Source organism: Variovorax sp. RA8 (assembly GCF_901827175.1).
Classification (GTDB): Bacteria; Pseudomonadota; Gammaproteobacteria; order Burkholderiales; family Burkholderiaceae_C; genus Variovorax.
The window spans coordinates 24,629-48,002 of the sequence record NZ_LR594664.1 but is presented as its reverse complement, the minus strand read 5'-3'; the positions used below and the strand labels follow the sequence as shown (position 1 = coordinate 48,002).

Sequence of the window (23,374 nt, the reverse complement as noted above, 5' to 3'; positions counted from 1 at the left end):
CCTGGGCGATCAGCGGGGGCGCGGAGCGCCGCCGCGCAGCGTTTCCATGTCCTCGTCGGTGTACCCACGCGGATCGCTGCGCTGCGGAATCGCGCTCGCCTCACCGGCCGGCCGGATACCAAACTGGGCAGCCAGGCTCACTCGCTCGGCAGACGCCTGACCCACACGCTCGGCGGGGCGGGTTGACTGGTTCGCGCGCTCGTAGTTCTGCTCAAGTTCCATCTCGCGGGCCTCGAATGCCTTCCAGACCGGCTTCAGGAAGCTGGCCACGGCCTGGGCGTTGTAGCCAGCGCCTTCGGCCGATCGCATGGCCTGCTGCGCCTTGGGGTCGCGCTGGACTTGGTCCTGCACCCACCTGACGAAGTTCGAGGTGTCGTGGCCGCCCGCGTTGACGCGCCAGGAGGCGATGCCATTCCACTGCTGGCCGTTGAGCGGCCGCTGGGCGTTCATCGCCAGTGCGGCGAAGGCGGCGGCATAGCGCTCCGACGAACGGATTGTCTTGTCGCCCGTCTCGGGACTGCTCAACCGCCCGAAGTCGCCAGACTTGATCGCCTTCTCGGTGTGCACGTCGACCAGGCCGGAAACCGAGATGCGCTGCCGAGCCGGCGCTAACCGCCCGCCCTGGGCTTCCAGTGCCGCGGCAATGGCCTCGCCCTGCTGCGCGCAGTGAGCGGCCTCGTGCAGCACTGCGAAATCCATCGCCTCCTTCGGCGAGAGACCTGTCATCTGCGACATCCTCTGCGCGAAATCTGTCTGGTTGGAGTGCACCACCACCAGGCAGCCCGAAGTGTTCGGCTGGGCGCCCATGTACATCATGGCGGTCGGTCCTTCGACCTTCGACTGCATCAGGCTGTCGCGCAGCAGACCCGAGCCAACGATGCCCGCCGGCGGAACAACCGCCACCGCGCGCTTGGCAACGTCGTCGAACTGGCTGTATGCATCGCCCGAGGAGATAACCACGGGGAACATCACAGGGCGCAGCCTCGAGGTCGCTGCGATAGCACCCACGTCGTTGCGCACCATCACTTCGGCCAGATCGGTCGTCGACTGGGGCACCTCGGTGCGTGCAAGACCGAGCGACTGCGCCAGCGAGGGCTTCGCCTGCGTGGAGGTGCGCGCAATTCGGCTCGGATCCACCGGACTGGTGTTGAACAGCGTTCGGTTGACCACCGTCCCTTGCGGCTGGGCCTGGCTCAACGAGGGCGTTCCCTGGACGAGATCCCGCGCGCCCTGCGTGACCGCGGCGACTCCCCCATTCATGACATTGCGCACCCCGGTTGCCACCGCGTTGGTCGCGACACTGGACGCCACGTTCGAGATCGTGCGCTCGAAGAAGCTCGGGTTGTCGGCATGCGCAGTTGGTGCGAAGCTCATCGCGGCCGTGGCCATGATGGCGCCGATCACCCCGTTCTTCCAGGCGGCGTCGGTGCCGTGCACCTCGATGACTTCGGGCTCAGCGAGCATCGCCTCGAGCTGGGCTCGCTCTGCGGCAGAAAAGCGGTTCTGTGTTGCCATCTCGGGATTTCTAGTTGGAGAAAACGGAGCGGCCGTGAGTGGCCGATGAAGGGGAAACAGGGGGAGCGGAGGCGGCAAGACGGGACTTCATCCCAGCGGCGAGCACTTCCTTGAGTCCCTCGCTGCTCTCGCGGCGCGCGGTGATCTCCGCCTTCTCGAAGGCGTTCCACTGGGGGCGCAGGAATGCGGCAATCGCCTGCGCGTCGAAGCCCGGCCCCGATGGAGCCTGCATCACAGCGAACGAGGAATGATCCCGGCGCACTTGATCGCGCACGAACGCGAGGAAGCTGGCCGTGTTGTGGGTGGGGGCGTCGGCCAGCCGCCAGGCGATCAGGCCCTCGATCTGCTGCCCGTTGATCCGGTTCTGGGCCATCAACGCCAGCATCGCGAAAGCGTCGGCGAAGCGCTCGGCGCTCAGCTTGTTCGAGCGGCCTGAGAGGAAGCCGCTCAGGAAGACCTCCGCTTCCTTGCCGCCGGCGATCGCCTCCTCGGCCGGCGCCCCGAGCATGCCCGAGGCGACCCGCTCGGGCAGCACGCGCCCGCTGTTCATCACGTCGTAAGCCGCCGTGACCGCCTCGGCCTGCTGCGCGCAGTGCGCGCTCTCGTGCATCACCGCGAAGTCGAGGGCGGCTTCGGTGCTCAGGCCAGTTGCCCGCGCGAGAGACGCGATGGCTGGCGCGTGCTGGTCGCTGATGAGGAAGGTGCAGCCAGTGCGGCCCTTCTCCTTCGCGACATAGCTCCACGACATGGGCGTGGCGGTTTTCGGAACGTCGGCCACCAGGTTGTTCTGCAGCCGGATGGGGCCGCCCAGCGCCGGCTCCATCACCCGGCCGCTGAAGACAAATTGAACGACCCTGTCGTGCACCTGGTCCTCGTCCATGCCCGCACGGAACGCAAAGGGGTAAACGGTCGGCTTCACGCTCACGGCAGTGGATGCGATCTCCTGCGCGCCGGCGCGGTGCAGAAGCTCCCGAGCGGCCGCGTCCGTGTTCGGAACGACCGCCTTCTTCGCGAAGAAGGAAACCGGTGGCGCGTCGATGTGGGACAGATGGGCGGTGTCCGTGTCCGCCCGAGCAAGGCCGAAGCTCATACCCGCGGTCGCCATGACTGCCGCGAGCACGCCCGCGCGCCAGTCACGATCCGAACCGTGGATCTCGACGCGCTCGGGTGCATCGAGCATGCCCTGCAACAAGGCACGCTCGCTCGCGCTGAGACATTTGGACGATAAGACTCGCATGTTTCAAATCATCCGGGCAGACTCGAATTCTTGCGGAAATGTTTTGGCGCAGAGCTATTTTTCACGGCGGCAAATCTCCGACGTTGGCGCGATAGCGCCACGGCCGCCGCAGCGCCATGGCGTTCGGATGCGCACTCCAGAAACGATTGCAGGCGTGTCCAAACAGCGCTGCGCCCGCCGTGAAACGCGGCGGCGCCGGACGCTCACAACGTGCCGTTCAACGCATCAACGCGTGATCGGAACTGGCACCATGTCGGCGATGGTTATGCGTCCCTTGACAATATCGCCCGGACCTGAGAAGAGCGCCACCACGACCGTGTTCACCCACTTGGTTCTGAATTTCGGGGCGACGAAGAGCAGCGTACGGGCCGGCGGAGACTGAAAAGTCAGCTCGAGCGCTGACGCCAGCCAGCGCGCACTCACCGGCGGCTCCATGCCCGGCTCCGCCTTGACGATCAGGCACGCGGCTTCGCCACGCTCCATCGTTGCGAAGTCGGTAATGACAAGGTTGTCTTTTGCGCGCGGCTTGTGCGACGGGTCCGGAAACCACGAGGCTTGGGGGCTGTTCATTCTTTGAGGTTCCTGGGGATCAGCGGCTCACGGCGCGTTTGTTCGCAGCGACGAGCTGGGGCATCATTTCCGAGCGGATGGCGGCCTGGGCGGCATTCGATTCGATGACGGATGCGACGATCTGGCGATCCAGTGCGAGGCTCTGGAGCCATGCGTTCATGGCCTGCATGCGCACGTTCTCGCGTGCAATGTCGGTGTCGGACATCGAGAGCAGACGAAGCTGCCACTCAGGATTCATGTAGCGGCGCTGGGTTTCGAGGGCGATCAGCTCGGCCATCGAAATGCCCTTGCTCGACCAGCTCGGCGCGTTCTTGTCCAGGTACTTCTGGACAAAGGCCGCGTCCTCGGACTTGAGCATCTGCTTGACCATCTCGATCAGCTCGGGCTTCGCCGCAAGCAGGTTGGCCTGGGCCTCCTGCGGGTACTTCGCCACGCTCATGCGCGCCGCGAAGGCGTTCTCCAGAGCCATGTACTGGCGACCCGCATCCGTCGCGCGCTGCGCCTTGGTGAGGTCCTGCAGCTGCACGGGCTGGTCGAGGTTACGCATGAGTGCGCGCAGCGCCGTGCCCTCAGCACCCGACATGTCGACCGTCAGGCGACGGGTGAACTTCGTGCCGTCCGGGCCGGTCTGGGGGCCGTCAAAGAGTGTCGAGGCACGGATGTCGGCATCCGGATAGCCGGCGGTGTTCGAGGCGGAGAACCCCGAGTCTGTGCAGGCCTCCGCGCGCAGGCCGCTGGACGCGAACGTCGAGCACGCCGCCTTGGCAGCCTTCGAGGCCTCGACCTCGGGCAGGCCGGCAGCCTTGCGCTTCTCGGCCACGTCGAGCACGTCGTTCATGCCTGAAGAGCCGCCGGGCGCCGGCTTCGGGCCCCCTCCCCCGCTGCCGCCGCCGGTTGCGGTCACACCTCCGCGGCTGGCTTCCGCGGTGCCGATCGTGCTCACGAGGACGTTGCAGGGATCGATGCCGCTGAAGCGTTGCTCGTCGCGAATCATGGCCTGTTCGGAGGCGGTGCGCTGGGCGGATTCCGCCACAACCTTTGCGGCCCCGCTGGAGGCCTTCGAGGTGGTCTCGGCCGCGCCCGAGATGGCGTTGGCCAGGCCCTTCTTCAGGTCCGCGATCTTGTCCGAGAGCGTTTCGGTCTGGTCGCGGAAGCCGTTCTCGATGGATTGGGTGATCTGCTGCGTCGCCTGCTGCACCGTCCCGATCAGCAGGCCGTCGGTAACGGGGATCTGGGCGTGGGACGCGCCAGCGATGGCGGACAGCGCCAGCATCGGCGCAAGGCGTCGATGAAGGATGGAACGAATTTTCATTTTGCCGATGGAGACCGGGTTCAAATGGATACTCAGCACTTGCCGCTGATCGAGCATGAGATCTGATCCCAGAGGGAGCCGGTCGCTGCGTTGGCGGCTTGGTTCACGCCGGTCTGAATTCCGCTCGTTGCGTTGCCCGTCGCCGCTCCGACAACGCCGCTTCCGATACTGCCCAACGTACCACCCCCAAGAGCGTCCCTGACGCCACCATTCACCCCCTGCAGGGCGTTGTTCACGCCGCTGTTGATGCCGCTCGTGACCTGCCTGGTTGCCTGATTGAGGGCGGAGCAGGCGGCGCCCGCAAGCTGGCTGGACGCCTGGTTGACGATCTGGTCCATGAACGACGAGCCCGACGTATTTGCCATGCTCGGGATCACGCGCGCAATGGCGCTCGTAACCGTGCTCTGGCAGTTCGCAGCCTGGTTGATCGCATTCGACAGGTTCGAATTGGCCGTGTTCTGGCGCTGGATTGCGCGATCCAGCGCAGCCCTGCTCGCCGAGGTGGCCTGACCGCAGTAGTCGGCTGCGGCCTGCGCAATGCTGAGGTTACCGAGTGCCAGGCACAGAGCCACGATCAGGCTCTTGCCCTTCGGGAATGCCTTCGATCGGCTCACCGGACTTGCGTTGGATGAATTGCTGCGCATAGTTTTCAACTTCGTGGAAGAGGCCCAGCGCCTGGCGCTGTGCGAATGTGAGGCGGTCCTCGCCACCCGGGACCAGCGTCTGGGATTGCAGGATGGCGGCGATCAGATCGGTGCAGCGACCGAGGCTGCCTTGCAGCCAGGCCGTGCGCAGGTCAAGCTTCAGGCCGGCATGGTTCTCGGTCGCCTGCAGGTGGTCGACGACCTCGGCGATGCACTGGGCCGCCCGCACCGGCGGAACGCCCAGCACGCTCAGGCGGCCGATGGAGGCCGTGACCGACACATAGAGACGAGCTTGGGCAGTCTCGACCGTGTCCGCGACCGCGTAGCCGTCGAAGCCCACTCGACCGGCGATCTCCTCGGCATCCTGGGCGATCGCGCCGAGCTGCGTGGCGAGCGACTCATTGAAGGCTTTGATCTTGTCGGCACTCATGCCGCCTTCCCAGGCCATGCAGATCGTGTTCGCCGCGGCGTCGGTGGCTTGCGCGCGCAGCCAGTCGGGGGCCGGGCCGTCGAGCACGCAGCGCTGGGCGAGCGACGTTCCGAGTTCGAGCGCCTGGCGGTGCAGATCGCGCAGTGTCTCGCTGCGCACGTGCTCCTCCGCCATGATCCCGGGCCGCGCAGCCACGGCGCCAAGCAGGCGCGTGAGGAGCTTGACCGTGGAGATGTGAACCTTGGTATTGGTCGCAGCGCGCTGCGAGGCGACCGCGCCGGAGAAGCCAGCCGCGGGCGCCGGCGCCGCCACGCGTGCAGGAGCCGCTGCGGGAGTGGGCGCAGAACCGGCGGGCGCACGGGCGAAGCCCGCAGGCCTGGGCGCGGCGGACGGGGCAGCAGCGGCATTGGCGCCAGCGGCAGGAGTGACAGGAGATGGCGCCTTGGCGGCCGACGGTGCGGCCACGGGCTTGGGACCACTCGCCTGCGCTGGTGCCCGGGCCGGCCCGCCAAACCCGAATCCAACAGCACGGAGCGCGGCCTGTGGGCCTGTGGTCGTCGCGGGAGCCGGTGCTTGCGTCGGAGCGACAGCTGCTGCCGGGGCTGGCGCCGCAGACGCCGCAGCGGCAGGAGCCGCTACAGGCTGTGCCGGCTCGTAGTCGTCCTCGCCGCCCGGATACTGGTCGACAGCGGCTTCGCTGACGGTCGCGACGGGCGCGCTCCTGACTTCCGGCTCAGCGGAAGCCACGCCGGAACCCCTCGTGTGAAGGCGACCCGTTTTGAGCTGGTGCTTGAGGAACTTGTTGCCGCCGAAACCGAGTGCGGGTACCGGCGCGGCCTTGGTGCTGTCGGTCGTGGTGGTCATGCGGCCATCGCGGTCTGGGGTTGCTGGGTTTCGGCGCGTGCAGCGAGCGCGGCCGTGTAGGCGTCGAGGGCATGGCGTTCCCGCTCGTAGCCGTCATCCTTGAAGCGCTGGAACACGGTCATCAGGTCGACGCGCTTGTCTTCATGCCAACCGAACAGGCGATCCGCAGCCTGCTGGAAAAGGAGGCCGCGCAGAACGCCAACGTCATCGCCCAGAGGACGCACCGTTACCGTGAACTCGAAGGCGCCGGCCGCCGGAAAAGACTGCGCGCCCACGAGTTCCATGTCGAAATCGCTTTCAATGCCGACGCTCAGTTCCCGAGCGATTCGGACGGCTTGCGCCACGACGGCGGGCATGAAGGAGAACTCCTTGCCCGCGAAGATCTCGCCGGGGATGTAGTCGATGCCGCCCGCCGTGAAGGTGACCTCGTTGGTGACGGCCAGGTTGATGAGAAGACGCTCGACAGTGATCATCAGCAGGCCATCGGACGGTAGGAGGGCTCTTCCTCGGGGCTGAAGTCCAGGTCGCCCTGGATCATGTTCATGAGGCTCATGGCCAGGCGCCCGGTCGTGACCGGTTCGTCGCCGCGAGCAACCTCTTCCTCGGTCTGGGGAAGCGCGACCTCGTTGTCGACAATGGTCGAGTTCTGGGTACGGATGCGATGGAGCGCGGCTTCGGGATCCATCAGGATCGCCTGCTGCACCGAGCGCCAGTCCAGGTCCGGCGCGCAGATGTTGCAGCACTCCTCGAAGGAAAGGATGCCCTTGTTGCTGGCCACCCAGTCGCGGCCGACCTCAAGCTCTTTCACGGTGAGGTTCCGATTAAGGAAGCGCTCGCCTCGCTGAACCTTCTGGAGCAGCACCATGTCCTCGATGCTCGAGCGGATGAGGCTGGCCGCCAGCTTGCGCTCGCCTTCGGTGGCGAAGTGATACAGCTCGATGTCATCGAGCACGACGGGGTTGTCCCAACCTTCACACGGCTTCATGAGTGGGCTCCTGCGCCTACAGCTTCTTTGGGGGAAAGGGGAAACGCAGGCGCGGGACCTGCGGCAACACGACGCGGGAGGGATCGCGCTTCAACTCGCGCAGCAGCCGCGCATAGCGCTGATCGAAAGCTTCACCATCGATCTGTGCCGAGACGCACGCAGCGGCCTTCGGCTCGCCGCGCACGATCGTGGCGTGAAACAGCGCCCGGAGATCGTCGGGCAGTTGCTCGACGCGTGCCAGGACGCGGCCCATCCGGCTCGTCGACGTATGGCTTGCAACGGCCCCGTGCATACCGGTCAGCCTCGCGGAGCGTTGCTGGTGTCGGTCTCGTGGGCAGCCTCGGGCGCTTGGCGCAGGACCGGAACCTGAGCACGCCATTCGGCGCCCGCCGCGAGGAGCTCGGCCCGCGCGGGTGCACCACCGTTCGAATACGCGGTGAGCACGCTCTTGACCTTCTCGACGGTGACACCGACGCCGGCCGAGATGCGGTCAAGGAGCTTGTTGAGCTGGGTTGCCCGTTCCGGCGATGGCGCGATGCCGTTCATGGTCATCGCCACGCCACCCAAAAGTGCAGTCATCTGATGTTCCCTTGCTTGATGCGAGAAGTTGAGGTTCATTAAAAGTGGCTCTCCGTTTAAATTGTGTCGTAATACTTTCACGAACTATCCAATTTTCGTCGGAGTCACCTTCGGACGCTATCTGTTGGCAAAACGCCACGCGAAGCGAACGCCTCGGCTAGCAACCTTTTCACCATTTCCGATATCTTTTGTTTTAGGAGGTCCGAATTGGCGCGGCCTTCTGCGACGTCTGCGAGCGCAAGCTCCCAGAGCGCGGTCATCGACACGCTCTTGAGCGAGTCCGGCAGCTGGCTCAGCAGGTGGGTCCCGAAGTCGGTGATGTGCAGCTGGTGCTTCTTGCCCTTCTTGACCCGGCGCAGCAGGTCCCGGTCAAGGTGATTTGTGATGATCGTGCCGCGCGTGCGCGACGTGCCGATCCCCTGCACCCGCTTGAGCATCTCGCGCTCGCGGTCGGTGCGCCCGAACTTGTGGGCCGACAGCATGTCGTCCATGAGCTCGTCTTCCGTGTACGGGCTCGGCGGGCTCGTGCGCTTGGCCTCGATCTTCGCGCTCACGGCGTAGAGCACGGCGCCGGTCCGGTAGCCGGCGAACTTGTCGGTTGGGTCACTCATCCGCGAATCCTTTGCACTTCACCGCGGACATCGCCGTCGCCGCCGGCACCCGCTTCCGCCTCGCCGCCGGACTCGCTGTCCGCCTCGACTTCCTTCCAGCCCTTGCGGATCTCCTGCTTTTGGCTAGCACGGAACTCGTCCTGGCCAAACCGGCCGATGAGCGAGTGCTGCTTGTAGACGTAGTCCGGGTAGAACTGGGCCATGAACCGCTTGGCGATCGTGCGGAAGACGGCCAGCTCGTTGCGGCTCGCGCCGCTGTTTGGAAGCCCCATCGGGACGATCGCGAAGTGCTCGTCGAGCTTGGCGTCGTTGAAGGCGGCGCCCTTGATCTCCATGTGCGCGCCCTGGGCCTGGCCGGGAAAGAGCTTCGCCAGCTGGGCCATCACCTTGCGCGCGTCCGCGTGCATCGATTCAGGCAGGAAGCGGCAGTCAGTACCAACGTACGAGATCGCCTTCGATTTGTAGAGGTTCTGGGCCGCGTCGGTCACCTCATCCAGCGTCATACCGTGCTGGCGCGCAGCCTCGGCCTGCAGCGCCCCGAGGGAGAACGGAAGCGGCGGCTTCTCGCTGTGTTCTTTCGCAGTTGCCTGCACGCAGGTGCCCTTCAGGCCACCGGTGATGGCCCGCACGATCTGCTTGGCGACCTGCTCGTCGATGATCCGGCCTTCGAGGTCGAAACCGGGCGTGCCGGCAGCTTCCTCGCGCTTGTGCCAGCGCATGACCGTGCCGTCGCGCAGCGTAATCACCGGGATGAAGTAGTCGGTCGGCTTGAAGTTCTCGATGGCTCGGCGCCGGGCGTCCACCATCTCCAGGACCGGCGTCTGCACGCGGCCCACGCCCACGTTCGACTTGCGCAGCAGCGCCTGGTAGGCCATCGAGGGGTTCAGCCCCCAGACCCAGTCCAGATACTGGCGCACGCGGGCTGCCTCGCCGCGGTTGGCCCATTTCGGATCGCCGTTGCGGTCGAAAGGCTTCTTGAGGGTCTCGGCGATGTCCTCGGCCCGGTTGGACACGAGTTCGACGCGGAAGACGTTCGGGCCGGCCGGGTCGATGCCAAAGTGTTCGAGCAGCTCGTCCACGATAAGCTGGCCTTCGCGATCGGTGTCGCCGGCGTTCATGACCTTGATGCCACGACGCAGGAACTTCTTGGCCACCAGATACGGGCCGAACGGCTTTCCAGCGCCGGCCGACTTCCCCTTGGCACCCTTGGCGCCCTTACTCTCGTCGGTGCGCGGGTGGGTGATCAGCTTCGGAGGGAGGACGGGAAGGAAGTCTTTGTACCGATCGAAGACGCGCTCCTCTTCGAGCTTGGCCATCTCAGGCGTCAGGTATTCGGAGACCCGCGCAGTGGTGAGCAGGTGCCCGGCGAGAGGCAGCACCACATGGCCGTTGCTGATGACGAAGTACCCGTCCCGAGAGGCGGCTCCCTCGTTCGTGCAGGACACGCCATAGGCGAGCTTCATCCCCGCGACCAAATCCTTGGCCGCCGAAGGCTTTTCGGCTATCCATACGACCTGTTCACCTGCCATTGTGCGAATACATCTCTAGCGTGTCCGTTATGTTTGCGGTAATACTAGCGCACGAACTTGAAGACGCGATGGAGTATCGCGGTTTTGGTGTTGGTTTCGCGCCTAGCTTCCGGCGCCCGGCCCCCGCGAGTGCCTCGCTTCTTGGACGGTATGCTGCGACGATTGCTTTACTCGCATTTGGAGGACCGGATGGTTTCCAGCAATCGCAATGCGCTGAGCGACTACGCCCCCGGCGTCGTCGGGATGCCGTCCATGTTTGACTGGCGATTCAGGCGCCTGGCCGCGATCGAAGGCGAGGCCGCCCCCGTCGACCCATGGAGGCGAGTCAGCGAGGATGCGTTCTCCATCAGCTCCAAGACGCTGCTGAGCCGCGCCGCACGCGCGCGGCCTGCCAGGCCCGGGGCAACAGTGTCAGAGTTCACCGACTGGGTGTACTCCCTCTACCGGCGCGACATCGACTTGGCATCCCAGCAGAAAGGCAAGGAAGCTGAGATCGGCATCGACTTGATACGTCGCATCACGAGCAAGTCCGACTTTCGCACCCTGCCGGGTACCAGGTGGCGGCTTCTGCACTGTGGCATCGGCGAGCCTCAGAGTGAATCGGGGCACCCCGTGTTCACGATTCCCGCCTTGTCCATTGACCGCGCCCCGTTGCGGGGCTGTCCAGACCTCGTCTTCCGAGACGACGAAAGCGACGTTGTCGCGCTCCTCGAAATCAAGTTCACCTTGCGGCTCGTCCCGCGCAATCTGTGGCCTAACGTCTGGGCGCAGTTGTGGGCTTACTCCAAGATCCCCCAGTTCGCCGCTTCCCGAGCCATCACGGCTGTAGGGGAAGTGTGGGGCGACAACTTGGGGTCGTGGAGACGAAGCAACTTGGCGTCTGCCTTCTATCTGAGACACTGCGTCCGCAGGGACCCGAGGGCCCCAGCTTACGATCGCTTCTTCCGCGAACTTTTTCAGCTCTACGGTGGGGAAATCGGCGAGTAAAGCCGCCAGTCGATGCCACCTCGGCTGATCAGGTGGTGCCCGGCGCAGGCGCTTACTGCTTGATCACGATCCGACGCTTGCTCGTGATGATCTCGCCGATCCGCGGATCGATGCTTATGAGCTTCTCCCCGCTCGGGAAGGTATCCCCGACGGCGACCCGTCGCCCGCTCTTGAAGGTCACTCCGCTGGCTTGCACTTCGGCCAGGCCGGCTTCGTCCTTCGTCACCCGCTCGGTCGGCCCGTTGGTGCCAGCGGCCGGAACAGGCGTGGCCACCTGAGTCGCTGCCTCGCGAGCCTTCTGAGCTTCTGCGGCAGCCTTGGCGCGTGCCGATGCCGCCTGTGCTTCGGCCTGCTCGCGCTCCTTTCGTTGCTGAGCTTCCTGCGCTGCCTTGGCAGCCTTCTGCTCTCGCTCCAGCCTGGCCTGCCGCTCCGCCTTAGCCTTGCGCTCAGCTTCATCGGCGGCCGCGGCTGCCTTCCGAGCCTCGGCGGCCTTTCGTTCGGCTTCCTCGGCCCGGGCAGCGTTCGCTGCGAGGGCCACGTCCTCGGCTGAGGCGGCAGCGGCTTGCACCTTGGCCACCGGTGTCGAGGCCACGGCCTGCGCCATCACCGGGGTCGGCTCGGGCTTTGCCACCTCGTTCGCCACCTGGCTTGCCATCTGCTTTGCCTCCGGCGCCGACGCTTGCCGGGGCGGCTCCTCCAGGGAGACGAGCGCGTCTACGTCGAAACCGGGTGACACCGTCCTTGTCAGGATCTCGACCTGGTGCAGACGCGACGCATCATCCTTGGCGGTCTGGAGTTGCTTCCAGAGCGGCACGCCCGCGGCAACCGCGCCGGTCGTCGCGCCGACGAGGAATGCAGAGGCGAGCCAGGCCCAGGCTGTGAACCGCACGCGGTTGACCACGCTCATCGTCATGGGAGGACTCGCCGCCATCAGCCCGCCCCGGTACCCAGCATCGACTTGATGACGCTGGAGTTCAGCTTTGCGCCCATCGGGATGTTGAACAGAGGAGCACGAATAACCGCATGGATGTCAGCGCCGTCGCCGATCTGCAGGTCCTCGCTCGCGATGAGCAGCGCGCTGTCTTTGGCCGCCTTGGCCGGATCGCCCACCTTGCCGGCGACAGCGATGCGCTCGGCCGACAGCCGCCCACTGAAGTGAGCCCCCGGCGCGATGATGACGGTACCCTTCGCGCACTCGAGCGTGCCGCGGAATTTCCCATAGATGACTACGCCGCAGTCCAGTTTCAGGTTCCCGTCGAACACGGCCGTCGGGGGAATCACCATGCCGATCGCGTGTTCCTCGATGGACAGGCGAAGGGTCGAGACTGCTTGCTCGGCGTCCGGGTGCGCAGACGCATGGGCGCTGAGTGGTGCTGGATTCATGATGGCCTAGTGATTTAGTTCGTGTCTTCGCGCACGAGAACGCTCGCGGAAGAGGTCCGGTAGATCCGGCGTGCCGGGTCGGTCTGGAGAAGAAGTTCGCCGTTGGGCAAGGCTTTACCGAGCTGCACGCGCAAGGGCCGGCCGGCAGCATCCTTCAGGGCGATGGTGACGCCATCGACGTCGACCTGAACCACCTTCCACGCCGGAAGCGTCGCAGTCAGGCGCTGCTGGGCAGCGGACGACCCGAGGTGGATCTGCAGGAGCGAGCCGAAGGCGAACGCAGCAATCGTGCAGGCCACCGCAAGGACCACCACCGTGCGCATACGAATCCGCGAAGCGATGGAGTTCGCGTTGAGAGCCGCGGTGTCGGCAGATTCGGGGCCGAAACGAATCCACGGGACGCCCTTAGCGGAGATCACAGGCCCGGCGAAGCCCGGCAACTCGATCACGTCCGCGCGAAGCAACGCCCGCGTCCAGTCGACCGAGGTCACGGCCTGTCCGCGCGAAGGCAGGTTCGCGCATTCGGCGCGGGCAACCCCTGTGGCTGAGGGGCGACCCTCAGGTTTTTGCGTCTTCAAATGCTATTCCCCAGAATCGATGCGCACAAGTTCTGATTGCAGCGATCGCGACTCGTTTTCGCGTTTGTGGCATGCTATTTTTGCGGAGATAATAGCACCGCCTCAACGTTTCCAGCAACGTCCTCCAGCATGAGTTCCCGGAAGAAGCGCACCCGCGCGCCCCGCCCGTCCTTGCCCACGTCGTCCGACCAGGCCGAGCTCGCCGCTCTACTTCGGCCAGCCGAACCGGCCGTTCCAACCGGCCCGGGCGGGCCTACGCTCGAAGCCGAGCCCGCTCCCGCAACGTTCTCGATCGACGAGATCTCGACGGCGGTGCACTACTGGGGCGACAACGCACAAGACAAGAGCGCTGCAAAGGTGAGTGGAGGCTTCGGTCCCATTGCCTGCCTTGTGATCGAGGCGCTTACCCTCATGAGCGTGAACCGAGAGCGCACGGTCGCCTGCAAGCCGAGTTCCAAGCTCGCTCAGGTCGTGAACGAAGCGCTCCAGGCGCGTCCATCCCTCCAACCCACTGAGCACCCGGCCGATGCTGTCGCCTAATCCGTACGTGCACCCCGAAGGCACGGCTCCCTCGGGGTTGCCAGCGGCGCTGACCCGGCGCGCAGCGCTTCGTGGGCTGGGCGGCCTCGGCCTCGGCTCGATCCTCCTGTTACAAGACCCCGGCGTCGCACACGCCCAGGCAAGCGCCGCGGCGGCGGGCGCCCTCCCTTCAGCGGCTCAACGCGACGAGTTCTGGACGCGCGATCGCACGGTCTGGGTCAGGCGCACTTCCACGGGCGAGGTCATCAAGAGCACCTACTGGCGCAACGGCCAGCTTGTCCAGAGCGAATATGAGCGCCTGTGCTGGTTTGCGCGGGACACGACGCTCGAACGCCTCATCCGGGAGGACAGCCCCCACATTCGCAGAGCGCTCGATTCGGGACGGTTCACCAGGGAGCAGATTTCCCAGTGGACCATGATGAATCCGATCATCTTCGACGTGCACTACGCGATCACGAGTTGGCTCGGCTGGTTCAACATGGCCAGGCCGATCGACTGGACAAGCGCCTTCAGGCACCCCATCACCAACTCCATCACTGAGGGCTCGGCGCGCGACAGCTGGCACATGCGTGGCGGGGCGGTCGATGCGCGCATCCCGGGCGTCCCGATCGAGCAGTTCGGCCGCTTCGCCCAGTGGCTCGGCGCCGGCGGCGTCGGGGTGTACGTCGGGAAGTCGTTCACCCACACGGATTCGGGTCGCGTCCGCGCGTGGCGGGCGTAAGGTGGCACCCGTCTTTGTTTTCGGCAGCAACACTCACGGGCGCCACGGCAAGGGCGCGGCTCTCTTCGCACGTCAGCAGCGCGGCGCGATCTACGGGCAAGGTGAAGGCCTCCAGGGCAATTCGTACGCGATCCCCACGAAAGGCCAGCGGCAGGATCGCGTGCTCTTTACCCTTCCGCTGGAGCAGATCCGCGCGGGCGTCGACCGCTTCCTCGCATTCGCCGCAAGCCGGCCCGAGCTCCAGTTCGAGGTGACGCCCATCGGATGCGGGCATGCCGGCTACCGGCCCGCGGAAATCGCGCCGATGTTCGAGAACGCGCCAGCGAACTGCCAGCTGCCAGACGAGTTCCTGGCTTATATCCCTGGCCTGGCTGGACGCGTCAACGTTCCCGCCATTCGTTTTCCGAGCCGCGCGGGCAGAAAAGGAGGGAATGTCGCTAGTGGAGGGGTTCAGGCGCCTAATGCCGATGAGCGTCGCGCTGGCTCAGCAGGACACGCATTCACACAGGAGCGGTAGCTCTCGACGCAACGATTGTTCCGAAAGATCGGCTCCATCGACGGGCCGCTCAGGCACGCGTCCGAGTCGACGCGACACTGCAATGCGCAAGCTGGCGACTTGCCGGCCGTGCTTACCTCCGACAAGCTCCTACAGCCAACAAGCAGGAGGAGTAGCGCCAGGGCCAGAACGGGCAAGCTTCTTGAGTTCATAGGCGGGGAGTATGCCAAGGAGGAAGGCACCCGCCGGGAATCTGGGGACGCCCTCCTAGAAGAGCTCCAAGCGAGCTCCATTCGCACGCAAAACATTCCCCGAGAACGTCGAATTCCAGCCTAGCATTGCCTCGTAGCTCCCAGCTCGCGTGCGGGATGCCCTGACCAATGCGAGGCCCCATGACCCAAGCCGAATCTCCTGATATCGCCATCGTCCGTTTGGGCGAAGGCGATTCCGCCCAGTTCGCCATCGGCGCCCTGCCCCGCGCCGGGCGCCTCCCCTTCAGCAAGGTGGAGGTGCACGCCACGCACCTGACCGTCACCGGCCAGGACGGCACCACCGAGGAACTGGGCTCCGATGCCGAGCCGCTCGCCCCGGCGGTGATCCAGCAGCTCCTGTCAGACGAGGGCCTGGTCTTCGCCGAGCTGGACGAGGATTCCGGCGAGCCCGTGGCCACCGAGCGGATGAAGGGGTGAGGCCGCGTGACTGAAGGAGAACTGAAGAACGGCACGCCGGCACCAGTCGCAGAGGTCGAGGTCCGCGGCAAGGGCGCGAAGCTGTTCAAGGCCGCGGCCCTGTTCGCTTCCGGCGTCGCGGCGACGGCTGCCATGATGGGCCCTGGCGCCCAGAAGATCGCCGACGTGATCGGGGACATGCAGGCGCGCGGCCACAAGGCGAAGCAGGTCGCCCCCGCGGCGAAGACGCCCAGCACCACGCAGCCCGCCCAGACCCCCACCATCCACGTCGCGCCGGCCATGCACGAGACCGACCAGGCCCGCGTGCAGATTCTGAGCCGACCCGTCCCTTCAGACACGCGAGCAGCGGCCGAGATTGCCCTCGCAGTGCCCCTGCCAAAGGACCCGAAGGTCGAGATGCCATCGGCCGAGCAGACCGCCGTGCTGGCCTATGGTCAGTTCGCCCCGATCGCGGCCCGCGTCTTCAACAACGCCACGAAGCAGAATGAGACACACTGGACGTTGCATCCATGGGATGTGGCGCGCCTGGCTGACCAGGCCTCGGCCGAGCTCTACAAGGAACGGCGCATCCGCGTCGAGCCCCGCCTCATCGCCGGCGCCTACTACACAGAGAGCCGCGGCGTCGCGCAGATCGGCTTCGATCGCAAGGGCGTCGCGCTGCTCAACAAGGGCGAGTCGATCGACGAAGTCTTCAAAAGTGGCGCCAAGGCCAGCTACGGCCTCTTCCAAATCGATCAGCAGCACGCCGGCGCGAAAGACCTCGACCCGGTGCGCGGTGCCAAGAAGGCAGCTGAGTTCCTCGCCGAAGGCCAGGCGAACATGAAGCGCTACCCGCACCTGGGCATGGTCGCTGTCTCCGCCACCTACAACGTTAGCAGCAACCTGCGGGAGAAGATCTTCACCGGCGCGCCGCTTGATGAGCAGGAGACCAGGTCATACGAGGCCGTGCAGAACCATGCAGCCAGCATGTCCTATGGTGCCGCGCTCTATGACGTCGCGCACCGTACCCATCAGCAGCACCAGGCGCAGGCCCAGAAGCTCGGGCAACCTATCGCCGTGGCAGCCAACACCGTGCAGCGTGCGGATCCGCTGGCGAGCGAGCGCGTCGACGCCGTGATGGCGCTGACGCGTCGCCATTTCCAGGAGTCGATTGACCAGTCGATAGCACCCGAACGAATGGCGCATACCGCCTCGGTCCCGTCGGCGCTCGTGGCTACGGTCAGCGCGCCGACACCCGCACCGGCTGCGAAGGTAGCAGCGCCAGCTCCCGTGGCGGCCTCAGCGCGCGCGCGAGCCAGCACCACGGCTCATGCCCCGGCAGCCGCCCCGGCTCCGGCAAAGGCCGCTGCCGCCAAGCCGTCGCTGCGGCAGGCCGTGAACCTGGCCGCCGCGGCGCGCCATGGCAAGCCATCTCAAATTGCACCGGTTCGCCGGTCCGCCGAGGCGGCGGCACCTCGGGCCGCCTCGACATCCGAGATGGACCGCTTCATCCTCGCAGGCAGTGCCCGCGAGACACGGGGCGTATCGCCGGTACACGCGCAGCCTCACGCACCGGCACAGGCGATCGTGGTCCCGTCACCCGAACGAACGCGAGCTGCGCTCGATGGCTCGATGAGCGAATGGAAGAGCACCGCATCGTCTGTGCTGGGCCGCGTCGCCGCCTTCCACGAGCAGCGCACGCGCGAGATGGCGGGGCAGCGCGAGGCCCCGTAGCCGTCCCCTTTGTTGCGCGGATTGTTTCGCTGCACAACAAAGACCGCAACATTGACGTCTCTCGGCCGGGCGTGAAAAACTCCTCACTCGAAACGCTCGGGAACAAGGCGCCCGGCCAAAGCCTCCCCCGGAGTGACAAACGCTGTTGTCGCCTCAGGTGCACACCGGTACGATTCCGCCCGCTCACGATCAACAGCAAGAGGCCACCATGCGTTTCATACTCATCGCCGCCGTGGCGGTCTTTGCCGCCGGCTGCGCCCAACCTGTGTGGGTCAAGCCAGGCGCGTCGCAAAGCGATTTTGCGACCGACCGATACACCTGCATGCAGGACTCACAGCAGCGCGTCGGGGGCGCAGTCGTCAACCAATTTGGGGGAAGTGCGACGAACACTGTCGTCACCAACGGCAATCTCTTCCGCTCGTGCATGAATGCAAAGGGCTGGTACCTGACCCAGCCGAGCACTCAGCAGCAGAGCCCCAATGCGGGCCCCCTTCCGTCCTCGGGGCCTGCTGCCCCGAACCCACTTGCCGAGGTTGACCGGGAGGCTTCGCGGCAAGCCGAGGCTTCATGCGCCGACCCAGCTCTGCAGGTGCTTTGGGCAAAGAGCCCGTGCAAGGTTTCGGGCATCACCCTCGAGCACTTGGCCGACACGACTTACGCCACAGAGCCGCAGCGGGCCGCGCTCCTGCTGTCGCGCCAGAAGTACAACGAACGAGTGGCCACAGCGGCACGCGCATACCGATCTATGGGCGGCGCGCGAGGCGCCGCATTCGCGCAACTTCTTGAGGACAACGCGGCGAGACTTGAGAAGGCTTCGCTCGCTGTCTACAGTGGAAAGATGACATGGGGTGAACTCAACCAAGCGCGCAAAGACGCCGCAAAGCAGTTCCGTGAAGAGCAGGCGAAGCTCGTCGCCGCTCGCTGAAGCTACCCCGAAACCCGCACCAGCTTGAACTGCGGCGACTGCTCGCCGCGCACGGCGGTCTGGATGGCGGCCACCTTGCCGGGCACCACCGCATTCAACACTTCCTTGTCGATGCGCATCTTGCGCACCGTGCCATCGAAGTAGAGGGAGTCCAGGCCCAGCAGGCATTTCGTGCCGCAATTCGCGAGGAAGTCTTCGGAGAAGTGGGTGGGGCTCTGGCTCGCCGCGATCAGCGCCACGCCAAATTTGCGGGCCTCCTTCGCGAGTCGATCGAGGATGTTGGTGTCCTTGTCGGCGAAGAATTGGTGAGCCTCGTCCACGACAATCACGTCGCGCAGCTCGGCAGCGCCCTTCACGATCCCGCGCTCGCGTGCGTTCTCGAAGATCTCGGTGAGCCGGGTCCAAACGAACATCTTCTGCTCGGTGCTGGACAGCGCGGTTAGGTTGTAGCGCCAAACCGGCGCGGCGTCATCGAAAGGCGGTTCGGCGCTGCGATAGATGCCGCTGGCCACGATGGTCTCGAGTCGATTCACGATCGAGCGCATGGTGTCCATGGTGTCGTAACGGATCAGCGCATCGAGCTCCTTGCCGGTGGCGATGCCCGCGACGTACTCGCTGAAGGACTCGATCACGCCGTCGACACCGCGCTCCACCTCTTGCCGGGCCTCTTCGACATCCTCTCCGTTGCCCAGGCCTGCAGCGAACTTCCTGGCCTTAGCCTGCCAGGCGACCACGCGCTTGTTGTGCTCTTCGAGCAGGCGGGTCGACTTCGTTCCACCTCCAGCCGTCAGAGTCCGCAGTCGGGTCTTGGCGAAGGCGGCCGCGTCCGCCAGAGATGGGTAGTGCTTGCCGAAGCGCTTGCGCGGATATCGCTCCAGCGGGCCCTCGTGGCGATCGGTCCACCAGCACTTGGCCTCGCGATCGAACTGGAGCGTCAGGCCGGCCGCGCGGGCCGCGTCCTTCGCGCCGTCCTTCGCCTCGAAGGGAATGTCCAGGTAGATGCGTCCGTCGCCCGGTGGCGCAGCGCCCTGCTCTTCGTGCCAAGTCGATGCGTCGTCAGCCCGGAAGCCTTGCATGGCGTAAAGGTCCTGCAGCAGGTTGCGCAGCGAGGCCACCTGGCGGTCGCCCATCGGCGTGCGGCTGGAGTCGTTCACCATTTCGATGAACGCCTGGATGCGCTTTCTCACGCCACCGTAGTGCGGGTTGGCCGAAAGCTTGAGCGGGTTGATGCCGTAGGGGGTCGACTCGGAGAAGATGACGGTCGAGCAGTCGTCGAGCTCGAGGTCGCCATGCACATCCATCAGGTGCACGCGGACGCTGCGCTGCGCGCGGGTGATCTGGCGAACAATGCGCCGAAGCGTGAAGGTCTTGCCGCTGCCGGACTTTCCGGCGAGCAGCATGTGCCCGTTGACCGCATCCGCCTCGGACCACGCCACAGGCACCTGCTGGCCGCGCTGGAGCTGCGTATCGTCGAAGCCGAAGATGATGCGCATGACCGCAGGCGAGGCTGCGGCGTGCACGGCCTGGACCGGCCGAACCGCGGAAGTCCGCGGCGCGAACCCGGCATCGGGGACCGCCGAGATCGCGGAGATCGCCACTGGGTCGCCGCCTCAGAACTTCGAGATGGGGCCGGCGCCGTGCTCGGGCGCCGAGTGGTCGCTTCGGGCCGCATCGAGCATTGCAGCCAAGCGGCCGCGCGTCTGGGCTACCGACAGGCCTTGATTGGGGTCCGAGAGCAGAAGTCGGGAGGCCACGCCCTCGTCGCTTGCAAAGAACTCCGGGCGGTCATCGATCACGACGATCTCGTCCAATGTCAACTCGGCCACGTGGGCCTCACGACGCGATTCGTTGACCCACTCCAGCGACTGCCGGATGAACTCAGGCGCGGGCGCGCTCAGGTCCACGAAGTAGCCCGGCGGCTGCAGGACGCGATCGCCGAGCTCGCCCAGCAGGTGCGCCAGCGTCACCTGGTCGAACTTCCTGCGCCAGGTCGAATGCACGAGGATGGCCACATCCGGCCGCTCGGCCAACACATCGACCAGGTGGTCCAGCCACACGAGGCGGCCCTGGGCCTTCATTTGGACGGCAAGCAGCGGGCCGCTGGTCGGGCCGTTCGCAACGTGGATCGCGTCGGATGCCCGGTGGAGAACGCCGTCGAAATCCAGACAGAGAATCGTTTGGCAGTAGGACTGGAGCGGCGGCATGATCATCAACTAATTCGTTCGCAGAATTGCATCTATACGGACGGATTATCCCGAAGCCAGCCCGCATCAAACAGAATGTTTGAGCCTCTCGCGATTTCGGGACGACACCTTTGTTGCGGTCATTGTTGCGCCGCGAAACAATAGTCGCAACAATCGCACGCAAACGGGTAGTGTTTTCGTAGCATAGGTCTACCACGGACTAGCCACGCAAGCACCATGCACATCGATCTGAAGCACATCACCGATCCGTACAAGCGCGATCTGGCGTACCACATCGGTCTGGCAGGCGCCAACGGCGGCATCACCATCGGAGAGCTGATGGAGCGGTGCGCCTCGATCCAGGACCTTGACGTTGGCCTTGAGCGCACGGCCGTTTGGCGTCGCCTGAAGCAGCTTGGCCAGGAAGGCCTCGTGCAGCTGATTGACGCCGGCAGCCGCCGCTCTGCCTTCTATATCCCCACAGATGCCCTGCGGCGAGCCGCTCTGCACATGCATCTGTCCACCGATGCCAAGTCCAGGCCTCATGTCGCCTACGACCACGGCATGCTGGAGAGCTACGTCCCCAATGAGACCCAGTATCTCCGGCCATGGGAACTGGAGAGCCTGCACGCGGCATGCGCGCCCGGCACGCTGAAGCGCGGGGAGCGGCAGGACCGGGACATGCGCCGCTTCATGACCGACCTCTCCTATGCATCCAGTCGCCTGGAAGGGGTCGACTACGGTCACCTGGCCACCAAGAGCTTCTTCGAGGACGACACGCCCATCAGCAACATGGCCCCCGTCGACCGTAAGGTGCTCATGAACCACTTCCAGGCCGCCAAGTTCATCGTCGAAGGCATCCACCAGCCGACCCAGGAAGGAGACGTGGGGATCAACGAGTACGACATCCGCAGCATCCACGCGATCCTCTCGAGCGGCCTACTGAACAACCCGATGCACCAGGGCGCGCTGCGCAACACGGCGGTCAAGATCGGGTCGAGCAGCTACATCCCACCGGTGATCCCCGACGAGATCAAGCGCCTGTTCGGCCAAGTCGTCGGCAAGGCCGCCGAGATCAAGGACCCGTACGAGCAGTCCTTGTTCCTGTTGGTGCACTTGCCCTATCTGCAGCCGTTCCACGATTGCAACAAGCGCGTCGCGCGCCTTTGCACCAGCATCCCGCTCCTGCGCAGCGGGATCCTGCCGATCAGCTGGCTGGACGTGAACAAGGAGGAGATGGAGGTCGGCCTAGCCGCCGTCTACGAGCAGCGCGACCCGCGGATCCTCACCGAGGTCTATGTGCAGGCATGCCAACGCTCCTTCGAGAGCTTCTCGATCACCCAGGCGGCGCGCGACCCGGACGAGATCGACCTGCGCTATGACGGGCAGCTGCGTCAGGTTGTTCGCTCTGTCGTGCTGGAGCACCGCCCGATCACCGTCCCATCGTCCGTGGAGCAGCCCGATGAATCGGCGTTCTTCGATCGGGTGACGGAGATCCTGGAGGCCTGTGTCTCGAACCCCTTCGTCGGGGCCGCATACGGCCTGCGCAAGCCGGACATGGACCGGTTCGTCGCGGCGCGAGAGGCTCAAGACGCCGCCTCGGACCGACTGGCAGCCTAGATCGGTGCTTTCGCCGGTACCCCCGGCTTATCAGCAGGTCGGTCGCGCCGCATCGTCCACCTGCTCGCCGGCGAACGGCATCTCCTCGATCTCGCCGGCGACCAGGCGCTTGTAGAAAATGCCTGCGTAGGACATGGCGCCCACGCACTTGTTGACCTCTTCCACCGGGAAGCGCCCGGTGACCACGACCAGGTTGTCGGCCCATTCGCCGCAGCCGGCGTCGCGCAGCTTCTTGCTGGTGTTCGCGTACCAAGCGGCGACCCGGTCAGGCTGGCCATGCTTTTGCAACGTGCCCTCGGCCGTGTCGATGGCGATGGAGATCTGATCCAGTGGCGGCCCCACGGGCTCCAGATCGGCGCTGAAGGGCCGCTTGGCGTGCAGCACGTACTGGCCGCAGTTGAGGCGGTACTCCATGCTCAACCTCGCGGTGCCTGGCGCTCGTCCTGCGCAGCAGCGATGGCGGCCTCGACGGCCTGGAATGCAGCCTCGGGCCCGACGCGCGCGACAAGGTACTGAATCTGCGTGTCGACCCCTTCGTTGTTCACGTCCGAGGCTTCCATCGAGATCAGGTCGATGTCCTCCTGGCGCGCCTGCGTCGGGACCGACAGTTCGGCAGCGGAATGCACCGCCTCGTCCAATGCCTCCGGCTGAAGCTCTGCCTCCTTCATCCTCGCGGTGAGGAAGCCCGAGATCTCGTCGTTGCTCACGTAGGTCCAGCACTCGACGTAGGCGCCCTGAGGCGGCAGGTCCGGGTCGTCCTGGGAGATGTTCACCTTCGCGTTCCCGTCCACCTCGAGCTCGCCTTCTCGCTGGCCAGCGATGGCGTACTCACGAAACACGCTGCGCTCGACCACAGGGTCGGGCCTCTTGAGCGAGGTGTACCCGACGGCGGCCACCTTGTTCAGCGTGAACGCCTTGATGTCCTCGTAGTAGCTGGAATGCGGCTCCTCGCCGGCGCCCAGGCGGCGCGAGAAGTTCGCCTGGAACTCGTTGGCCCACCGCGCATACTGCTCGTAAGGCACACGCGAGTCGCCCTCGGGAACCAGCTGCTCGCGCGCGATGGTTTCGGCGATGTCGATCAGCGGCTCGACCAGCACTGCGGGAATGGTGTCCTTCGGGGATGCAGCCGCAACGCCCTTCGCGAACGCCTTTTGCACCACGGCGCGCCATTCGGCGACGGAAGGGGCGGAGCCGGAAAGGGCCGACAGGAGTTCGTCGCACTCAGCGGGAGACAATTCGATTGCTTGGATGGTCATGGTTGGA

The 23,374-nt window shown here is 65.5% G+C and carries 28 protein-coding genes; 9 read left to right on the top strand and 19 right to left on the bottom strand.

Going from position 1 to position 23,374, the window contains the following annotated elements; all coding sequences use genetic code 11:
- Positions 1-9: 9 nt before the first annotated feature.
- The 5 genes from E5P3_RS33260 to E5P3_RS33240 all read right to left on the bottom strand — a co-directional run bounded on the left by E5P3_RS33260 (position 10) and on the right by E5P3_RS33240 (position 4,972).
- Positions 10-1,593 (bottom strand): hypothetical protein, encoded by a 1,584-nt coding sequence (locus tag E5P3_RS33260; RefSeq protein ID WP_162590342.1) that lies wholly within the window; start codon positions 1,591-1,593, stop codon positions 10-12.
- A complete protein-coding gene (locus E5P3_RS33255) occupies positions 1,526-2,752 on the bottom strand; it encodes a hypothetical protein (protein WP_162590341.1) in 1,227 nt (408 codons plus the stop codon). Before E5P3_RS33255 ends, E5P3_RS33260 begins: the two co-directional genes overlap by 68 nt.
- Positions 2,753-2,977: 225 nt before the next feature.
- Complete coding sequence (locus tag E5P3_RS33250; protein ID WP_162590340.1) at positions 2,978-3,322, bottom strand: hypothetical protein; 345 nt, start codon at positions 3,320-3,322, stop codon at positions 2,978-2,980.
- A 19-nt stretch (positions 3,323-3,341) separates the two neighbouring features.
- The gene (locus E5P3_RS33245; RefSeq protein WP_162590339.1) at positions 3,342-4,634 is read right to left on the bottom strand and encodes a hypothetical protein; all 1,293 of its coding nucleotides are present in this window, start codon (positions 4,632-4,634) and stop codon (positions 3,342-3,344) included.
- Between the two features lie 32 nt (positions 4,635-4,666).
- The gene (locus E5P3_RS33240) at positions 4,667-4,972 is read right to left on the bottom strand and encodes a hypothetical protein (RefSeq protein ID WP_162590338.1); all 306 of its coding nucleotides are present in this window, start codon (positions 4,970-4,972) and stop codon (positions 4,667-4,669) included.
- On the opposite strand from E5P3_RS33240, the gene E5P3_RS33235 reads away from it, so the two are divergent.
- The gene (locus tag E5P3_RS33235) at positions 4,971-5,144 is read left to right on the top strand and encodes a hypothetical protein (RefSeq protein WP_162590337.1); all 174 of its coding nucleotides are present in this window, start codon (positions 4,971-4,973) and stop codon (positions 5,142-5,144) included. The genes E5P3_RS33240 and E5P3_RS33235 overlap by 2 nt on opposite strands.
- Positions 5,145-5,180: 36 nt before the next feature.
- Here E5P3_RS33235 and E5P3_RS33230 read toward each other — a convergent pair whose 3' ends face one another.
- The 7 genes from E5P3_RS33230 to E5P3_RS33200 all read right to left on the bottom strand — a co-directional run bounded on the left by E5P3_RS33230 (position 5,181) and on the right by E5P3_RS33200 (position 10,276).
- Positions 5,181-6,572: a hypothetical protein gene (locus E5P3_RS33230; protein ID WP_162590336.1), complete on the bottom strand. Its 1,392-nt coding sequence runs from the start codon at positions 6,570-6,572 to the stop codon at positions 5,181-5,183.
- Complete coding sequence (locus E5P3_RS33225) at positions 6,569-7,045, bottom strand: hypothetical protein (protein ID WP_162590335.1); 477 nt, start codon at positions 7,043-7,045, stop codon at positions 6,569-6,571. The genes E5P3_RS33230 and E5P3_RS33225 overlap by 4 nt, the downstream gene beginning before the upstream one ends.
- Entirely contained in the window at positions 7,045-7,557 is a 513-nt protein-coding gene (locus tag E5P3_RS33220; RefSeq protein WP_162590334.1) for a hypothetical protein, read from the bottom strand. The genes E5P3_RS33225 and E5P3_RS33220 overlap by 1 nt, the downstream gene beginning before the upstream one ends.
- 16 nt (positions 7,558-7,573) lie before the next feature.
- On the bottom strand, positions 7,574-7,810 hold the full coding sequence (locus tag E5P3_RS33215) for a hypothetical protein (protein WP_162590333.1): 237 nt from the start codon (positions 7,808-7,810) through the stop codon (positions 7,574-7,576).
- Positions 7,811-7,854: 44 nt separating this feature from the next.
- On the bottom strand, positions 7,855-8,175 hold the full coding sequence (locus tag E5P3_RS33210) for a hypothetical protein (protein ID WP_162590332.1): 321 nt from the start codon (positions 8,173-8,175) through the stop codon (positions 7,855-7,857).
- Between the two features lie 65 nt (positions 8,176-8,240).
- Positions 8,241-8,747 (bottom strand): DNA topoisomerase, encoded by a 507-nt coding sequence (locus tag E5P3_RS36275; RefSeq protein ID WP_162590331.1) that lies wholly within the window; start codon positions 8,745-8,747, stop codon positions 8,241-8,243.
- Positions 8,744-10,276: a DNA topoisomerase gene (locus E5P3_RS33200; RefSeq protein WP_162590330.1), complete on the bottom strand. Its 1,533-nt coding sequence runs from the start codon at positions 10,274-10,276 to the stop codon at positions 8,744-8,746. Before E5P3_RS33200 ends, E5P3_RS36275 begins: the two co-directional genes overlap by 4 nt.
- 189 nt (positions 10,277-10,465) lie before the next feature.
- Here E5P3_RS33200 and E5P3_RS33195 point away from each other — a divergent pair, with 189 nt between their 5' ends.
- Entirely contained in the window at positions 10,466-11,263 is a 798-nt protein-coding gene (locus E5P3_RS33195) for a hypothetical protein (RefSeq protein WP_162590329.1), read from the top strand.
- A gap of 52 nt (positions 11,264-11,315) precedes the next feature.
- On the opposite strand, the gene E5P3_RS33190 is transcribed toward E5P3_RS33195, so the two are convergent.
- The 3 genes from E5P3_RS33190 to E5P3_RS33180 all read right to left on the bottom strand — a co-directional run bounded on the left by E5P3_RS33190 (position 11,316) and on the right by E5P3_RS33180 (position 13,137).
- Positions 11,316-12,176, bottom strand: a complete 861-nt coding sequence (locus E5P3_RS33190; protein WP_162590328.1) for a hypothetical protein — start codon at positions 12,174-12,176, stop codon at positions 11,316-11,318.
- 17 nt (positions 12,177-12,193) lie between these two features.
- Entirely contained in the window at positions 12,194-12,547 is a 354-nt protein-coding gene (locus tag E5P3_RS33185) for a bactofilin family protein (protein WP_162590327.1), read from the bottom strand.
- A gap of 113 nt (positions 12,548-12,660) precedes the next feature.
- Positions 12,661-13,137 carry a hypothetical protein gene (locus tag E5P3_RS33180; protein WP_162590326.1) on the bottom strand — a complete coding sequence of 159 codons (477 nt, stop codon included), beginning with the start codon at positions 13,135-13,137 and terminating at the stop codon, positions 12,661-12,663.
- Positions 13,138-13,353: 216 nt separating this feature from the next.
- On the opposite strand from E5P3_RS33180, the gene E5P3_RS33175 reads away from it, so the two are divergent.
- The 6 genes from E5P3_RS33175 to E5P3_RS33150 all read left to right on the top strand — a co-directional run bounded on the left by E5P3_RS33175 (position 13,354) and on the right by E5P3_RS33150 (position 18,308).
- Entirely contained in the window at positions 13,354-13,764 is a 411-nt protein-coding gene (locus E5P3_RS33175) for a hypothetical protein (protein WP_162590325.1), read from the top strand.
- A complete protein-coding gene (locus E5P3_RS33170; protein ID WP_162590324.1) occupies positions 13,751-14,485 on the top strand; it encodes a YcbK family protein in 735 nt (244 codons plus the stop codon). The genes E5P3_RS33175 and E5P3_RS33170 overlap by 14 nt, the downstream gene beginning before the upstream one ends.
- Before the next feature lies 1 nt (position 14,486).
- The gene (locus tag E5P3_RS33165) at positions 14,487-15,002 is read left to right on the top strand and encodes an A1S_2505 family phage non-structural protein (protein ID WP_332107419.1); all 516 of its coding nucleotides are present in this window, start codon (positions 14,487-14,489) and stop codon (positions 15,000-15,002) included.
- Positions 15,003-15,373: 371 nt separating this feature from the next.
- The gene (locus tag E5P3_RS33160) at positions 15,374-15,670 is read left to right on the top strand and encodes a hypothetical protein (protein ID WP_162590323.1); all 297 of its coding nucleotides are present in this window, start codon (positions 15,374-15,376) and stop codon (positions 15,668-15,670) included.
- A gap of 6 nt (positions 15,671-15,676) precedes the next feature.
- The gene (locus E5P3_RS33155; RefSeq protein ID WP_162590322.1) at positions 15,677-17,383 is read left to right on the top strand and encodes a hypothetical protein; all 1,707 of its coding nucleotides are present in this window, start codon (positions 15,677-15,679) and stop codon (positions 17,381-17,383) included.
- Positions 17,384-17,591: 208 nt separating this feature from the next.
- A complete protein-coding gene (locus E5P3_RS33150) occupies positions 17,592-18,308 on the top strand; it encodes a hypothetical protein (protein ID WP_162590321.1) in 717 nt (238 codons plus the stop codon).
- A 2-nt stretch (positions 18,309-18,310) separates the two neighbouring features.
- On the opposite strand, the gene E5P3_RS33145 is transcribed toward E5P3_RS33150, so the two are convergent.
- Positions 18,311-19,906 carry a helicase HerA domain-containing protein gene (locus E5P3_RS33145; protein WP_162590320.1) on the bottom strand — a complete coding sequence of 532 codons (1,596 nt, stop codon included), beginning with the start codon at positions 19,904-19,906 and terminating at the stop codon, positions 18,311-18,313.
- A 12-nt stretch (positions 19,907-19,918) separates the two neighbouring features.
- Positions 19,919-20,518: an HAD domain-containing protein gene (locus tag E5P3_RS33140; protein ID WP_162590319.1), complete on the bottom strand. Its 600-nt coding sequence runs from the start codon at positions 20,516-20,518 to the stop codon at positions 19,919-19,921.
- A 210-nt stretch (positions 20,519-20,728) separates the two neighbouring features.
- Between E5P3_RS33140 and E5P3_RS33135 the strand changes: the two genes are divergently transcribed.
- On the top strand, positions 20,729-22,111 hold the full coding sequence (locus tag E5P3_RS33135; protein WP_162590318.1) for a Fic family protein: 1,383 nt from the start codon (positions 20,729-20,731) through the stop codon (positions 22,109-22,111).
- A 30-nt stretch (positions 22,112-22,141) separates the two neighbouring features.
- Here the strand turns inward: E5P3_RS33135 and E5P3_RS33130 are convergent, their stop codons facing one another.
- Together E5P3_RS33130 and E5P3_RS33125 are read right to left on the bottom strand one after the other, a co-directional pair.
- Positions 22,142-22,525, bottom strand: a complete 384-nt coding sequence (locus E5P3_RS33130; protein ID WP_162590317.1) for a hypothetical protein — start codon at positions 22,523-22,525, stop codon at positions 22,142-22,144.
- A gap of 2 nt (positions 22,526-22,527) precedes the next feature.
- The gene (locus E5P3_RS33125) at positions 22,528-23,367 is read right to left on the bottom strand and encodes a hypothetical protein (RefSeq protein WP_162590316.1); all 840 of its coding nucleotides are present in this window, start codon (positions 23,365-23,367) and stop codon (positions 22,528-22,530) included.
- Positions 23,368-23,374 lie beyond the last annotated feature (7 nt).

Excerpts from the sequence above, each read along its gene's own strand:
- E5P3_RS33240 (WP_162590338.1), bottom strand. The coding sequence starts at position 4,972 with ATGGACCAGATCGTCAACCAGGCGTCCAGCCAGCTTGCGGGCGCCGCC.
- E5P3_RS33255 (WP_162590341.1), bottom strand. The coding sequence starts at position 2,752 with ATGCGAGTCTTATCGTCCAAATGTCTCAGCGCGAGCGAGCGTGCCTTG.
- E5P3_RS33230 (WP_162590336.1), bottom strand. The coding sequence starts at position 6,572 with ATGACCACCACGACCGACAGCACCAAGGCCGCGCCGGTACCCGCACTC.
- E5P3_RS33170 (WP_162590324.1), top strand. The coding sequence starts at position 13,751 with ATGCTGTCGCCTAATCCGTACGTGCACCCCGAAGGCACGGCTCCCTCG.
- E5P3_RS33245 (WP_162590339.1), bottom strand. The coding sequence starts at position 4,634 with ATGAAAATTCGTTCCATCCTTCATCGACGCCTTGCGCCGATGCTGGCG.
- E5P3_RS33175 (WP_162590325.1), top strand. The coding sequence starts at position 13,354 with ATGAGTTCCCGGAAGAAGCGCACCCGCGCGCCCCGCCCGTCCTTGCCC.
- E5P3_RS33130 (WP_162590317.1), bottom strand. The coding sequence starts at position 22,525 with ATGGAGTACCGCCTCAACTGCGGCCAGTACGTGCTGCACGCCAAGCGG.
- E5P3_RS33135 (WP_162590318.1), top strand. The coding sequence starts at position 20,729 with ATGCACATCGATCTGAAGCACATCACCGATCCGTACAAGCGCGATCTG.
- E5P3_RS33215 (WP_162590333.1), bottom strand. The coding sequence starts at position 7,810 with ATGGGCCGCGTCCTGGCACGCGTCGAGCAACTGCCCGACGATCTCCGG.
- E5P3_RS33250 (WP_162590340.1), bottom strand. The coding sequence starts at position 3,322 with ATGAACAGCCCCCAAGCCTCGTGGTTTCCGGACCCGTCGCACAAGCCG.
- E5P3_RS33150 (WP_162590321.1), top strand. The coding sequence starts at position 17,592 with ATGCGTTTCATACTCATCGCCGCCGTGGCGGTCTTTGCCGCCGGCTGC.
- E5P3_RS33195 (WP_162590329.1), top strand. The coding sequence starts at position 10,466 with ATGGTTTCCAGCAATCGCAATGCGCTGAGCGACTACGCCCCCGGCGTC.
- E5P3_RS33140 (WP_162590319.1), bottom strand. The coding sequence starts at position 20,518 with ATGATCATGCCGCCGCTCCAGTCCTACTGCCAAACGATTCTCTGTCTG.
- E5P3_RS33235 (WP_162590337.1), top strand. The coding sequence starts at position 4,971 with ATGAACGACGAGCCCGACGTATTTGCCATGCTCGGGATCACGCGCGCA.
- E5P3_RS33220 (WP_162590334.1), bottom strand. The coding sequence starts at position 7,557 with ATGAAGCCGTGTGAAGGTTGGGACAACCCCGTCGTGCTCGATGACATC.
- E5P3_RS33125 (WP_162590316.1), bottom strand. The coding sequence starts at position 23,367 with ATGACCATCCAAGCAATCGAATTGTCTCCCGCTGAGTGCGACGAACTC.
- E5P3_RS33210 (WP_162590332.1), bottom strand. The coding sequence starts at position 8,175 with ATGAACCTCAACTTCTCGCATCAAGCAAGGGAACATCAGATGACTGCA.
- E5P3_RS33200 (WP_162590330.1), bottom strand. The coding sequence starts at position 10,276 with ATGGCAGGTGAACAGGTCGTATGGATAGCCGAAAAGCCTTCGGCGGCC.
- E5P3_RS33160 (WP_162590323.1), top strand. The coding sequence starts at position 15,374 with ATGACCCAAGCCGAATCTCCTGATATCGCCATCGTCCGTTTGGGCGAA.
- E5P3_RS36275 (WP_162590331.1), bottom strand. The coding sequence starts at position 8,747 with ATGAGTGACCCAACCGACAAGTTCGCCGGCTACCGGACCGGCGCCGTG.
- E5P3_RS33190 (WP_162590328.1), bottom strand. The coding sequence starts at position 12,176 with ATGACGATGAGCGTGGTCAACCGCGTGCGGTTCACAGCCTGGGCCTGG.
- E5P3_RS33185 (WP_162590327.1), bottom strand. The coding sequence starts at position 12,547 with ATGGTGATTCCCCCGACGGCCGTGTTCGACGGGAACCTGAAACTGGAC.
- E5P3_RS33225 (WP_162590335.1), bottom strand. The coding sequence starts at position 7,045 with ATGATCACTGTCGAGCGTCTTCTCATCAACCTGGCCGTCACCAACGAG.